Raw genomic sequence first — 16,836 nt, forward strand, 5'->3', positions numbered from 1 at the left:
TTACTTCCAGTGCAGTTCCCGCAACAGTAATCAGATAAGTTCCATCAACATCCGCACGGACATTGATTGTGACATTATCTGCATATGTCACGTTATCAACACTAACAACAACATTATTAACCGCCTTATTAACAGTTATTGTTACACTGTCACGAGCAGAAGCATAACTGCGGTCACCACTGTAATTAGCATAAATCACATAAATTCCTGCATTCAAGTCGGACAATATAAATGACTCATTATTGCCAACAACTTTAATTAGTGTTCCATTTGCAAATGTGTAGGTCACATTACCGGTTGCATCAGCCGGAAGGCTTTGTGTAATGTTAATCAAATCACCGTAGGTGATTTCTGTGGCATTTGCAATTATGTTGAAGTTAGTTCCAGTTTGAGTTACTTCAAAGCTTGTGGTATTTGAATTTGCATTATAGTTTTCATTGCCTTCAAATATTACCTGAACAGAGTAGTTACCAACACTTAAAATGCCAAGGTCAAATGAACCGATGCCGTTTTTAACGGCGACTTTAACAACATTATCTCCGACAATAACAGTATAATTGCCATCCAAACTTGCAAATACATTACCAGTTACATCAGCAGTGTAAACTTTATCTAAAACCTCAACACTCAAAGTAATATCTGCTTTAGAAACAGTAAACGGAACAGCAGTTACATTATTTTCGTAATTATCATCAACATACTCAACGACAATGTCATAACTGCCAGCATCCAAAGCAAGTTCAACATTACCCCTACCATCTACAACATCAACAATGAACTTTTTACCGCCAACAACGACAGCATACTCACCATCAACATCAGCAAATACAACAACATTAGAAATTTCACCATAAACAACATCAGAAGAATAAACTAAAACATCATTAACAGCCTTATCCACAATTATTGTAATACTATCACTGGCAGGAGCATAATTAGCATCTCCACTGTAATTAGCATAGATTACATAACTTCCAGCATTCAAACCAGACAATACAAATGACTCATTAACAATTAAAACCTTAATTACGGTTCCGTTCGCAAATGAATATGTTACAGTACCTGTTGCATCACCAGGAAGACCCTGAGTAATGCTAATCACACCACCATAAACAATCTCAGTGGCATTGGCAATAATATTGAAATTAGTTCTAGTTTGAACAACTTCAAATGAAGTTTTATTAACGGCAGAGTTATAATTGTCATTGCCTTCAAAACTTACAGAAGCTTCATAAATGCCGACACCCATAATACCGGCATCAAATTCACCAATACCATTTTTAACAATGACAGATGTTACAAATTTACCAATTCTCACATTATATTCTCCATTAATACTGGCAAATACATTACCCGCAATATTATCACCATAAACCTTATCTAAAACTTCAATACTTACGGAAACATATGCTTTATAAACAGTAAACGGGGTAGAGGTTATATTGTTTACATAATTATCATTCACATACTCAACGATAATGTCATAACTGCCAGCATCCAAAGCAATTTCAACATTGCCTCTACCATCTACAACATTTACAATGAACTTTTTGCCGCCGACAACGACAGTATACTCGCCATCAGCATCAGCAAATATAGCAACATCAGATTTTTCACCATAAACAACATCAGAAGAATAAACTAAAACATCATTAACGGCCTTGCCAACGGTTATTGTTATACTGTCTTGAGCAGGAGCATAATTATCATCACCAGAATAATTAGCATTAATTACATAAGATCCCACATTCAAACCAGACAATACAAATGAATCCTTAACGTTTAAAACTTTGATTATTGAACCATTAGCAAATTTATATGTTACAGTATCTGTTGCATCACCAGGAAGACCCTGAGTAATGCTAATCATATCCCCATAAGTAATCACAGTGGCATTGGCAATAATGTTGAAGTAGGTTCCTGTTTGAGTTACTTCAAAAGCAGTTTCATTATCTGTAGGATTGTAATTGTCATCACCTTCAAATCTTACAAAAGCAGTGTAGTTGCCGACATTCAAAAATCCGACATCGAAACTTCCAATACCATCCTTAACAAGGACAGGAACCTCATAATTACCAATAACAACACTAAACTCACCATCAACACTAGCAAATACATTACCAGTAACATTAGCACCATAAACCTTATCAAAAATTTCAACACTCAAAGTAACATCCGCTTTAGAAACAGTAAACGGAACAGAAGTCACATTATTTACATAATTATCATCAACATACTCAACGATGATGTCATAACTGCCAGCATCCAAAGCAATTTCAACATTGCCCACACCACTTACAACATCAACAATGAACCTATCATCACCTATAACGACAGCATACTCACCATCAACATCAGCAAATACAACAACATTAGATTTTTCACCATAAACAACATCAGAAGAATAAACTAAAACATCATTAACAGCCTTATCCACAATTATTGTAATACTATCACTGGCAGGAGCATAATTAGCATCTCCACTGTAATTAGCATAGATTACATAACTTCCAGCATTCAAACCAGACAATACAAATGACTCATTAACAATTAAAACCTTAATTACGGTTCCGTTCGCAAATGAATATGTTACAGTACCTGTTGCATCACCAGGAAGACCCTGAGTAATGCTAATCACACCACCATAAACAATCTCAGTAACATTAGCAATAATATTGAAATTAGTTCCAGTTTGTGTTACTTCAAAAGCAGTTTCATTATCTGCAAAGTTGTAATTATCACTACCATTAAAGCTTACAAATGCAGTATAGTTACCTACATTCAATATTCCAACATCAAAGCTACCAACACCACCCTTAACAGTGACTGGCGCTTCAAAATTACCAATAACTACTTTGTACACACCATCAACACTAGCAAATACATTACCACTAACATCAGCCGTGTAAACCTTATCAAAAATTTCAACACTCAAAGTAATATCTGCTTTAGAAACAGTAAATGGAGAAGCAGTAATGTTATTTTCATAATTCTCGTTAACATACTCAACAATAATGTCATAACTGCCAGCATCCAAAGCAATTTCAACATTACCCCTACCATCTACAACATCAACAATGAACCTATCATCACCTATAACGACAGCATACTCACCATCAACATCAGCAAATACAACAACATTAGATTTTTCACCATAAACAACATCAGAAGAATAAACTAAAACATCATTAACAGCCTTATCCACAATTATTGTAATACTATCACTGGCAGGAGCATAATTAGCATCTCCACTGTAATTAGCATAGATTACATAACTTCCAGCATTCAAACCAGACAATACAAATGACTCATTAACAATTAAAACCTTAATTACGGTTCCGTTCGCAAATGAATATGTTACAGTACCTGTTGCATCACCAGGAAGACCCTGAGTAATGCTAATCACACCACCATAAACAATTTCAGTAACATTAGCAATAATATTGAAATTAGTTCCAGTTTGTGTTACTTCAAAAGCAGTTTCATTATCTGCAGGATTATAATTATCACTACCTTTAAAGCTTACAGAAGCAGTGTAGTTGCCGACATTCAAGATTCCAACATCGAAACTTCCAATACCATTTTTAACAGTTACTGATGTTCCATAATTACCAATAACTATGTTGTACTCACCATCAACACTAGCAAATACATTACCACTAACATCAGCTGTGTAAACCTTATCAAAAATTTCAACAGTTAAAGTAACATTCGCTTTAGAAACAGTAAACGGAACAGAAGTCACATTATTTACATAATTATCATTCACATACTCAACGATGATGTCATAACTGCCAGCATCCAAAGCAATTTCAACATTACCCCTACCATCTACAACATCAACAATGAACCTATCATCACCTATAACGACAGCATACTCACCATCAACATCAGCAAATACAACAACATTAGATTTTTCACCATAAACAACATCAGAAGAATAAACTAAAACATCATTAACAGCCTTATCCACAATTATTGTAATACTATCACTGGCAGGAGCATAATTAGCATCTCCACTGTAATTAGCATAGATTACATAACTTCCAGCATTCAAACCAGACAATACAAATGACTCATTAACAATTAAAACCTTAATTACGGTTCCGTTCGCAAATGAATATGTTACAGTACCTGTTGCATCACCAGGAAGACCCTGAGTAATGCTAATCACACCACCATAAACAATTTCAGAAGCATTAACAATAATGTTAACGTTGGTTCCAGTTTGTGTCACTTCGAAAGCAGTTTCATTATCTGCAGAGTTGTAATTATCAGTACCATTAAAGCTTACAGATGCAGTATAGTTACCTACATTCAATATTCCAACATCAAAGCTACCAACACCATCCTTAACAGTGACTGGCGCTTCAAAATTACCAATAACTACTTTGTACTCACCATCAACACTAGCAAATACATTACCACTAACATTAGCAGTATAAACTTTATCTAAAACCTCAACACTCACAGCAACATTCGCTTTAAATACTGTAAATGAATCGTCTATTGTGTAGATATCATAATTGTCATCAGTAAAATTGATTTTGGCAGTATAATCACCTGCATCAAGAGTAATAGTGCCTACTCCTTGGCCATTAACAACATTAACAACCAATTCTTTATCACCTATATTTACAGTGTAGTTACCATCAACATCAGAACCCACATTAACAATGGATAATTCCCCATAAACAGAATCATCAACTGAAACTGTCAGAACAATTGATGCCTTCAGGACCCTGAATGATTTGGAATCACTGCTTGCAGTCACGTTGAATGTTTCAATATTAGTGACATTAACAGTATAATCTCCTGCATCCAAATCAGTGATCAAAACACTGTAATCAGTTTCATTTTCATCATAAACAATATTTCCATTCGCATCAGTTATCTTAACATTTACAACAGTCGGGTTTTCAACTTCAAATCCTATTAAAACATTTTCACCATAAACAACATCTTTTACATCATTTAATGTAATGTTTGAATCATATTTGAAAACAGTGAAATTACTTACAGAATAATTTCCAAACACATTTTCTGTTTCCAAATTAGTCACATTGACAGTATAGTACCCTGCAGGCAAACCGGAAACAGTGACATTGAAAATATTTGCGTTTTCTTCATGATAAACAATATTTCCCAGTGCATCCATAATAACAATATCAATTATTCCAGGGACATAAACATAATATTCAATGAATACATCATCACCAACATAAACAGAAGTAATATTCTCAATATAAACAGTGGAATTGCCTTTAAAAATGGTGAAATTCATTGAAACACTGCAACCTGTGATGTTCTCATCACCAGGATTAATAATCTCAATTGAATAACTGCCAAGAGTTAAATTACCTAACCTATATAGGAAATAACCATAATCATTAGTTAAATTTCCACCAGAAATTTCATTACCATTACTGTCACGAACAATAACGTAAACATCTGTAAGATTATCCCCGTCAAATTCCACATCAAAATAATAACCCCATGGAACAGTATCATTGAAGTATATAATATCTATTGTTGAATTTGCTTTAGATATGGTGAATGCTTTTGTATAATTGCTTCCAGCAACGTTATCAGTTTTTAAATTGCTTGCAAATAAAACGTATTCACCAGCAGACAAATCAGGCATTGGCAGATAATCTTCTTCAATGCTTTCATTGAAAACGATTTTACCGGTTTTATCCCTAATTTCAACAACAACAGTTGTACGATTATCAACAATAACGTCAACTTCCACATCATCACCATAGACATAATCATCCAAACCCTCAACAACAATTGAAGAACCGACTTTTAAAACATTGAACACTTTAGAATCACTGCTGTAAGATGTACTGTCGGATTCTTCAACAGAAAGTGTAATGTTATAACGACCACTGTCAAAATACAAATCAGAAATTGAAGTGTTTGTTGATGTGAAATTATATTTAACATCACCAGTAGCCAAATCACGAATAACCACATGGACATCTGAAGCATTAACAACCTCATATGTTATTAAAACATCATCATAGAAATAATCAGACACATCATCAACTTTAACTGATGACTTGACTTTCAATACATCAAATACCATTGAATCGGAAGAAGTTTCATGATTATTATCACCCACATTGGTTACGGTAAGATTATAGGAACCTGCAAGCAGATTAACATAAAGACAATTGCCATAAACACTCATGTTTACAATAACTTCCCCTGTCTTTAAATCAACGATTTTTGCAGTGACATTAGCCCTATTGGATACAGTAAAGTTTATCCTATAATCATTAAAAGCATAGATAGAATCAACCTTATCTAAAATAACAACATCAGATTCAATTTTATAAACTTCAAATGTTGCAATAACAGAACTGGATTCATATTCCTCGTCGCCCACATTGGTGTATGTTAATGTGTATACTCCGGCATCCAATGATTCAACACTAAGCTCTGTCATATCGCCTGTTTGTCTGAAAATAACCTCACCGGAAGCATCACTAATTTCAATAACTGCACCTGTAAAGTTAGTACACTCCACTTTAACGTTTAAAACTTCACCAGAGGTAATGTTATCCAATGAAACAATATTAACACTGGATGAAAACTTAGAAACATTCAATATGACATGATCAGAACTATAATCAGAAAGTGAATCAATTACAGAAACATTAACTTCATGTTCACCACAAGGATAACAATAAACATTCAAAATCCAAACAGTACCCTGTGAACTTTCATTATAGTCAATTGTTGGATAAATATTAAATTCCAAATCATTGACCTTAATAATATTGCCGTTGTCATCATAAACTGTAGCGTTTAAAGTCAACTCAACATAGATTAACAAATCATAATACTTTTCACCAGGAATAACAATTCTGGTTTTTGAAGTTATAGTACCCTCATTATCAATGTATTGAGATTTGCTTAAGATATTTTTGGATAAATATAACTCAGAATCTATTGATACGAAAATCGGATTGATTAAATTAACCTCATTAAATTTGGAGGAGTGAATCTCAGCAGTGGAATCAATCAAACTAACACAATATGTTCCCACATCATTACCTTTGAAACTATTATTGTTAACTGTCAAAGTACTATAAAATGCGTTGATAATATTTGTATTATTTATAAAAGTGGAATCTGAAATGAAAACGTCATAAGCAGATTTCAAATCAACAACATTGGAATTATTGAGGAAATAACAACCCACAATTTCCATACTACCATCAACAACAGATATCACATCAGCGTTACTGATAAATGAAACATTATCGAAAGCAGCATATCCCCCATCAACTGAAACAGTATTTTTGGAATTAAAGATAGACACATCATATACAGCAACATATTCTCCAGCAATATTAAACACACCGGCTTTATTTGAAGCATCAATGACATGTCCGTCACCATCAATCTCAATGTGTGATTTATTAATTAAAATTCCACTCTTAAGTTTCTCATCATAATCGTAATACATGTAGTCATGCTGCAAAACAATTTTACCATTAGCATTATTGATTAATTTCTGAAGAGCAGTAAATGAATCATCATCACAACTTACATTAAAGTAAAACTCTTCATTGACATTATAACAGGACATTTCCAGATAACCTGACCCAATACCGTCGCCTATAAACTCTAATTCGGCAACACCATCAATCAGTGTGGCCTCAGAAACATTGATGTCTCCACCAACACAGGACAAGACAAAAGTGACTGGAATTATACCAGTGAATGTAGAATTAGTTCCTTTAGTTGCATCATACATATTGGTCAAGTTAAGAGTAATGATTGCCTTATCACCAACAAACAAGTCGAATTTGGACACATCAACTGTTAAAAACAACCAGTTATTTAATTCAACCTGATCGCCTTCAACAACAGGAGCGACATCATAATCATCAATTGTATTTCCAAACCAGTTTTCATTCGCAGCAAACCAGAACGGACAATAAATTACAGAACCTGTTGAATTTAAAACAATTGAACTGGACAACTTATCGCCTGCAGCATTGGAATATATAACACTACCATTTTCCGCATAACCATTAACCAAAATGAAATTATACAATTCAATGGAATTAGTAGTAAGATTAAATAAACGGGCCTGATTTGCACCGTCAATCACATGACCATTACCATTGACCATCAAACTTTTATTAATCACAATACCGTTCTTAAGATCACCGTCAAAGTTAGGGTAATATTTATAAGACCTGTTTAAGACTATACTGTCATGAACACTTGCGTTATTGATAATTTCCTGCAATTTTGTAAAAGAATCTTCAGGAACACTAACTACATTAAATGTAACTGTTTTATTAAATGAATAATATTTGAAATCAACACTTCCCACACCCTCATTAACAGGCATGTAAGACGCATTGCCTTTGCCGCGAACCAATTCCAGCTTATCCAAAGCTACAGCATTATTGACAGATGAAACATCGAAACAAACATCCGGCAGATTAGTTTCCACATCATAAACCTTCCTGGAGGTACGGTCATAAGCATTATTCAGACTAACATTAATGACTGCTGATTCATCTATTTTTAAAAGAGTGCTGTTGGCATTGGCATCCAAAAACAACCATCTATTCAATTTAACGCTTGATTCGACATTAGGTTTAACATTGTAATTTTCATTGGTGTTTCCAAACCAGTTATAATCCGCATTAACAATGTCCTTGTTACCAGATGCAATGTCATAGAGACAGTTATTATCTATGAAAATTGAATGATGAACATCAGCAGCATGAAACTTTGGAGTGCCTGCAACATTAATAACACTATCAATTCCTCTATTTGATATAAACAATGATTTATAAATTCTATTTAACTTATCAGAACGAGCATGGATATAAATGGCAGCACCATTTTTAGCAGAATTATTTGCAAATACTCCACTAATTGATACATCAGACATTTCAGAATAAATTGCACCACCAAGTATAGCAGTATTATTCATAAATATTGAGTTAATGACAACATTTTCGGAGTTATCGATAGAAATTGCGCCTGCGTATTTAGCAGTATTTTTAATGAATGTAGAATCGATAACAACATTATTAGATCCATATATCCTAATTGCACCCCCACTACCTACAAGATTAGTGTTATTGGTGAATGTTGAATTAATTAAAACATTATTAGCCATAATCTGGATTGCAGAACCTTTACTGTTGCTGAATGTTGTGTTTAAAATTTGAACAGTGTTGCCTGTGATTCTGGCCATATTTGTCATGCCTTTTGCATCTATTGTAAAACCGTTACCGTTTAATATCAATGGTTTGTCAATGTCGATATATTGGAGTTTGGAGTCGCAAATTGGCATATAATCATAGTTGCGTGTTAGGTTTAAAACAGAGCCTCCATTGTCAATTTGATATTGTAAATCTGCAAAAGAACCAGGTAGGTAATTTACTATATAAAATGAGAAATTATTGGATATATGACTCAAAGTTATAACATCTCTTAAAGCAAAGGTGTAATTCATTATGCCTATGCCGGAATTGACATCTACAAATCCGACAACTCCACCTATAGAAGAAACATTGAAACCAATATTCAGAGCAGTGTTGTTTTCAAGTTCTTGGGAATTTGCATTGTAAACTTTAAGATAAACATATTTTGTTTCAAATGTATTTTTACTGTTTACAAGATCTAAAACCATCCAAGTATTCAAATCGACATTTACGTGAGGTTTGGTATCAAAATCATAAATAGTATTTCCAAACCAGTTATAATCATAATTTGCATGTGCAGGATTGCCCATTTTAAAATTATGCATGTTGGTGAAACTATTATTCAAGAATATATTTTGAATAAAGTTAAAGGATTCGCAGCGGTAACCTTCCATAAGGCAATTAGCTTTATTTCCAATAAATTCGCAACGAATTATTGATACATCAGGTCCTCCATAAGCATCAAAGATGAACATGGATGAATCAGAACTACAATTATAAAAATTGGAATCGCTAATTGTAATCACACCTGCTGTAATTCTAAGCAGTTCTAAACCGTTTCCGCAATTGTTGAATGTACAATTTTCGATGAAAAGATTTCCGTTGGCTTTATAAATATTTTTGATATTGATAAAATTGATGTTTTTCAAGGTTAAATCCTTTCCATATCCTCCTTGGAGTAATGAAGTAGTGTTTTTTCCGTTAATGGTATGGCCATTACCGTCAATGACTAATTCTTTATTGAAAGTAATTCCATTGATTAAGTTTTTATCGCAAATATCCATATACTCGTAATCTGAGGTTAAATTCAGAACAGAACCAGCATTGTCAATATCCCACTTTAGATTGGATAGGGAACGATTATAAACAGTTAAAGGATTACCATAATTTAAATCGATTTTATGAGACCATCCCTTTGTTGAAATAGTAACAGCAGTATTGCCCTCAACTAATGGAACAATAAAATCACTAACCCCATGAAAAGTCATTGTATTTTGATTTGAAACAGTATTGGTGAATTTCAAATCAAACACCAATGGATAATAAGGAGAAAGACCACCATCACGCACATTTTGTAGCCACATTTCAACAACTGCAGCAATTGCTGATTTCGTATAATCATACTTAACAGTATAGTAAAGATAATTCCAATCATTTTCAAGGTTCACTTTCTTATTAACATCGGGTTTGGTATCTTTATTGCTGGCTAAATTACCCCACCAATTTTTTGAAGCAGAAAAACTGCTTGAAGAGTAAATTGCGTTCTTAGGACTGTTTCCTAAAATAATGGAACCTGTGAGACTACAATAACTGGAATCACAATAAATATCATAACCCTTTTTAGCAGAATTACCCGTAAAAGCAGATAAATCAATTTTTGTATATCTTGCATTGATATAAACAGCACCACCTTCATCCTTAGCATTATTGTTAGTAAACAAGGAATTCTTTATTGAATTATATCTTGCTTCAACATAAATGGCTCCACCGTCATCATCAGCGGAATTGGAATCAAAAACACAACCATCAACAACATTATTTTTAGAATCAAGATATATTGCTCCACCTTTGTCATTGGCATGATTTTTAGTAAAGATGCAACCAATAAACTTAAGATTAGGACATGTGGATTCCGAATATGCTGCACCACCCTGTTCTGATACCTTATTGCCAGTAAAATTACAATATGAAATAGTTCCTCCATTAATATTTTTAGAGAAAAATATTGCACCACCATATTTACAGTAATGTTCATTGCCAACATATCCATTATTATTGAATGAACACCTAGTTATTTGAATAGAAGTTTTAGGAGTTTCCTGGTTATTAGTCACATATATTGCGCCACCCATGTTATAACGACCAGTCCCAATGTAATTAGAATCAAAAATACAATCCTCAATTCTAGTATTCTCACTGTTAACTGATATTGCACCCCCAATACGGTCAGCATGATTGCCAATGAATGTGCATCCTTTAACTAAAACACCATCAGCCGCCTTAAAAACATAAATGGCACCCCCATGCTTAAAACTCTCCACATTAATGCCTCTTCCAGCACGATTATTAACAAAAACAGAATCTATTATTTTGGCCTGACTCCTCGCTACATATACTGCACCGCCATCTCCTGCAGTACAATTTTCAAAACGACAAGATTTAACAGTAATCGGAGCACTAGAATAAATGGCACCACCCGAACTAGATGCACCAGAAAATATTTGAGAAAAAGTCTCCAATTTAACAACTTTAGTTCTAGGAAAAGCAACACAATTTGTAAAAGTACAATTAATAATATATGATTCATACTTCCCACTTACAACAATTGCACCTCCATTATTCCCATTCTCCGGTTTTGTAAAATTACAATTGGAAATTATAAAAGGACCCGCTGCCTTAGTATTTTTAATAATTCCATTTATTCCATTTATAAAATTAATATTTTTTATTTGCAAGTAGGCTGATGAGGGAGGATGATTTATTTTAAAAGCATATGCATAAACGAAAATAGTATGTCCCCTACCATCAAGTGTAATCGCTTTCGTAAATTCAATAGCATGAGAAGAACCTAGACGTATATTGTAATCCTTATCCAAGGTTACTGTTGAGCCCGGTTTAGCATCATTAATTAACTTCGCCAATTCATCAGAAGTTCCCATTTTTGAATCGGATAACTGATCATCATTACTTACATTTAAAACTTCTTCCCCACCGGAAAATCCGAGTTTCGAATCATCTTCTTGAGAAGAAGTATAATTATCATCTATTGAAGAATCATCATTGACAGTGTTTAAAACATCCACCTGAAAATCAGATTCCTCCAAACTTAATCCATCATTTTCCAAATTTGTAGCATTGCCTAGTTCATTTGCACTGACAAACGATACTGAACATATCAATACCAGAACGGCAATGACAAACATGATTTTATAATTCTTAATAAGTTTTACCCCCATTAAATATAATATGAAATGTATTTTTATGAAAGAAAGTATATATAAATTATGTTAAAAAACAATATTTTCAAAAAAAAATAATAAAAATGAAGAAAAATACATCAGAGTAGTATTTCGTTTGATTAAAAAAAAAAGAAGGATAAAATAATTATCCTTTTATTAAATCAACAGCAGTTTGGATAGCTTCATCCATTTTATCTGCATTTTTACCTGCCCCTTGTGCTAAAGTTAAGCGGCCACCGCCGCCACCACCTAAAACACCTGCCGCAGTTTTTATAATTTCATTGATTTTGATATCATTGTCAATTGCATTCTGAGAAGCTGCTCCAACAATTTTACCGTCACCGTTTCCCATAATAACTACATCCGCTTTTCCATTATCGGTAAAGTCAGTAGCTATTTTTTGAAGTTCTTTAATGTCTGTTTCCATTTTCTCGGAAATTACCTTCAAGCCATTGATTTCAACAAAGTCATCAGCAAGAGAATTCATTTTAAGTGATGCAATTTCTGATTTCAAACGGTCAATCTCATTTTTCTGTGATTTCCATTCACTAAAGAACCGGTCACAAGTTTTTGGCAATTGGTCGTTTTCAACTTTGAAAATAGCTGAACTTTCCCTTAGCAATTCATTATCATGTTGCATTGAATCGATTGCAGCAAGACCCGCTGAGAAATCAATCCTTTCAACACCATCCTGAACCCTTTCGGTTTTGTTGATTTTGATTGGTCCGACTACACCAGTTCTTAAGACATGTGTACCTGCACAGGCCTGTACATCAACACCAGGGATTTTAACTACACGAATCATTTTACCAGGAACGATACCCCCTTGGTAAAGTACAAATCCATACAATTCCTGAGCTTCATCACGGGTATGGAACTGAATGTCCAAATCGATATTGTCCATCACATATTCGTTGGCAAGTTTTTCAATTTCATTCAGCTCCTCCTGTGTGATGCGTTTGTAGTGGGACAGGTCAATACGTGCTCTTGTTAATCCATTTTGTGATCCTGCCTGCCAAATGTGCTGACCCAGTACTTTTCTTGCAGCCGCAATGACCAGGTGAGTTCCTGTGTGGTGGCGTGCAAGAGTTATTCTTCTTGTCCAGTCAAGTTTTCCTGTGATTTTTTTGCCAACAACATCATCAGAAATGTCTTCATCTACATGATGCAATACAACATTATCAATCTTTTCAGCATGCTTCATGTTAATGTCATTTCCATCGATGGAAACTATACCTATGTCTGAAGGTTGACCACCTCCTTCAGGATAAAATACAGTTTTATCGAAGATCAAACATTTATCTCCATCTTTTTCAACAATGCCCAAAACTTCCGCTTCAAATTCTTTTTGGTAGAAATCTTTATAGAACAATAAGTCAGTTTCAGGATAATCTACTTTAAATGTGGATTTTTTGTTTGAAGTATCTTTCTCGTGAGCTCCTGCAACTTGTGTAAAGAAGTTATCAGGAACATTAACTGTGAAACCGTCACCAGCCATTTCAACAACTGTTTCAGGAGGAATTCCATGAGCATCATATAAATCTATTAACATGTCAAGAGGCATTTCTGATTTTCCTTCTTTTTTAAGTCTTTTGATTGATCTTTTAACAATGCTTTTACCTTTTTTGACAGTTGCAGCATATCTTTCCTCTTCCAAGGTAATGATATTCATGATATGCTCTTCAGATTCACGAATTTCAGGATAGAATTTTGATAAGAAATCTAACTGTATTGCCATTACATCAGCAAGAGACTCTTTCATGTCCAACTCTTTCATGAATCTTATGGTTCTTCTTAAAACCAATCTTGCAAGATACCCTTCCTTAACATTTGAAGGAATAATACCATCAGCAATCATGAATGCAAGACAACGAGTATGATCTGCAATAATATAAATTGCTTCCATTGGTTCTGCAGCTTTTAAATAATCTTCTAAAGAAAGGTTTAAACTGTCTGCTACTTGTTGTCTGAGCTCTTTTAAATCACCAATATCTTCAATATCCATCATTCCTGCAATTTGAGCATTTCTTCCTTGGATATCTTCATTGATTTCAACACCAGTAAGTTCTTTTAGTTTATCCACAACAGGTGCAAAACAGGCATCATATGCTGTTGGAGTTCCTTGTGAAATCCAAGCTATTCTTTCAAGACCATATCCAGTATCTACAACTTTGATTGGAATTTCTTTTTTGGAGCCGTCTTCCAATGTTTCATATTGGATAAAAACCAATGTAGCAAGTTCCACTCCCCTGCAGCACACTTCATAACATGGTCCTTCATTACCTCCACCACTCCACCAAGATTTGATGAAAGTAATTTCTTCTGTGTTTATTCCAATGTGAGCAAAGAATTTGTGACACAATTCGATTGTACGGTCTTCCCAATAGATAAAGTCATCTTCCTTGTTGATTACAGTGTGTGTTCCCATTGTAAAGCATGTCATGTGACGGCCGGTTCTTCCGACATTGTCAACATCGTTCAGTCTAATTGAAGGCTGGGCCATTTCAATCGGATTGGCCGGAGGCTTTACAAGACCTGAGGTTATCCATGGCTGGAAACAGAAAATTGATGCGCCAACCAAAAATACGTCATCCCTCCACCTTTTTGCCAAAACGGGATATCTGTGGACATGAGTATGTCCTTCACTTTCTAAAAATTCTCTAAAAACTTTTTGGATTTCATATAAATTGTATGGTTTATCAGTAGCAGGATTTGCAATAAACTCATACTCATCACATGGAGCATCCCCACAAGTGTCTCTATCAACTTGGGAGTAAAACTCTTGTCCGCAAGTTTTACAAGTTTGTTTTTTATAACCAAGTTCGTCAAAAATTTCTACCATATGAATCAGTTCAAATTATTTATTAGTATAAAATATGTTTTTAATTTAATAAATAATTAATGAAAATATAGATAAGAAAAACAGTTCTAAGAAAAATTTTGTAAAAATAAGCATTGAAAATAGTCAATTAGTAATTAAAAATAGTAAATAAAAAAAAGAAAGGTGATAGATTTAAAAAATCTATCCGAAGAGAGCACCTAATCCAGCTGCTGCTTCTTCTTCAGAAGCTTCTTCTTCTTCCTCTTCTTCTTCCTCTTCCTCTTCAGCTTCAGCTGCTACTGGAGCTGCAGCTGCAGGAGCTGCTGCTGCAACAGCTGCGGTTTCGATAGCTTCTTCGATGTCAACATCTTCTAAAGCTGCAATTAATGCTTTAATTCTAGCATCATCAGCGTCGATACCTGCTGCTTCAATAATACTTTTAACATTTTCTTCGTTAATATCTTTTTCTGCACTGTGCAAAATCATTGCCGCATATATATATTCCATGTTATCACCATTAGTTTTTTAAAGTGTTAGTTATTAAATAATAAAAATTTTAATTAATTAATTTAACCGAAGAGAGCTCCTAACCCAGCTGCTGCTTCTTCTTCACTATCCTCTTCTTCTTCCTCTTCTTCCTCTTCTTCAACAACTTCTTCCACTACTGGAGCAGCTGCTACAGCAACATTGGAAAGTTTTTCTGCTAATTCATCGTCGATTGCGCCTTCAACATCAGCAATTGCAGAAGCAATAGCTAACATTCTAGCATTTACAAGACCGAGAATTGGTTCTGAAGTTTTGGAAGTCAATATAGCTCCTTCTACACCAACGCTTACAGCTCTGGTATGTGCGAGAGATAATATTGCGGAAATAGTTTCTGTAGTAGGTATAGCTGCATTAACAGACAAGTTGAATGCACCGGAAAATGCTTTTTGTAAATCTGCTAATGTTTGTTCTTCGTCGATTGCAAGTACATCTGAAGTATAGATTGATCCTTCTTCATATACTGCTTTTAAGTCCATTCCCACTTCCATTGGATTAATATCCATTCTTGCTAAGGTAGCTGCTACTTGTTTAGATACTTCTTCACCTGCTGCAACAACAACAGTTTCTTTTTGTACGCAGATTTTACCTTTGTCAATTTTTGCAGGAATACCAACTTGTTGCAATTCACCTAAAAATGGACCTGGTTCAAATCCAGTATCTCCTTCAGGTACAATAATATCATCAGGTGCAATAGTTCCCGGTTTTGCAGGAGCTGAAGTTTTGCTGTCTTCTAATATTTTGTATAATCTGAAAGGATTCATTTCGGTTGCAATAAGTGCAACTTGACCATCCATATGCTCAGATAAATCAACAATGTTGTTTTTATCAGCATTACAATCTTCAAGAGCTAAGTCAATAAGATTCTTTTTAGACATTCTGATAACAGCTTTGCCGTTGAGAGATTTTCTCATTTCTTGGAGCTGTTTTGCAGGAATGTTTAATAAATCGACAATACCGATTACATCATATTCATTAATGATTCCGGAAAGCTCTTTAACTTCTTCCTTTTTCCATTCAGCAACATGAGCCATTAGATCACCCT

General features: G+C 34.2%; 4 protein-coding genes. All 4 read right to left on the reverse strand.

What is annotated here, in order from left to right; translation table 11 throughout:
• Positions 1 to 12,391: right-handed parallel beta-helix repeat-containing protein (locus Q0P94_RS09210; protein ID WP_295115897.1), on the reverse strand; the 12,391-nt coding region annotated here is incomplete at its 3' end.
• 181 nt (positions 12,392 to 12,572) lie between these two features.
• On the reverse strand, positions 12,573 to 15,269 hold the full coding sequence (gene alaS, locus Q0P94_RS09215; protein WP_295115899.1) for an alanine--tRNA ligase: 2,697 nt from the start codon (positions 15,267 to 15,269) through the stop codon (positions 12,573 to 12,575).
• A 180-nt stretch (positions 15,270 to 15,449) separates the two neighbouring features.
• Complete coding sequence (gene rpl12p, locus Q0P94_RS09220) at positions 15,450 to 15,755, reverse strand: 50S ribosomal protein P1 (protein ID WP_295115901.1); 306 nt, start codon at positions 15,753 to 15,755, stop codon at positions 15,450 to 15,452.
• A 62-nt stretch (positions 15,756 to 15,817) separates the two neighbouring features.
• On the reverse strand, positions 15,818 to 16,825 hold the full coding sequence (locus Q0P94_RS09225; protein ID WP_295115903.1) for a 50S ribosomal protein L10: 1,008 nt from the start codon (positions 16,823 to 16,825) through the stop codon (positions 15,818 to 15,820).
• Positions 16,826 to 16,836 lie beyond the last annotated feature (11 nt).

Origin of the sequence: uncultured Methanobrevibacter sp. (assembly GCF_946184425.1) — an archaeon.
Classification (GTDB): Archaea; Methanobacteriota; Methanobacteria; order Methanobacteriales; family Methanobacteriaceae; genus Methanocatella.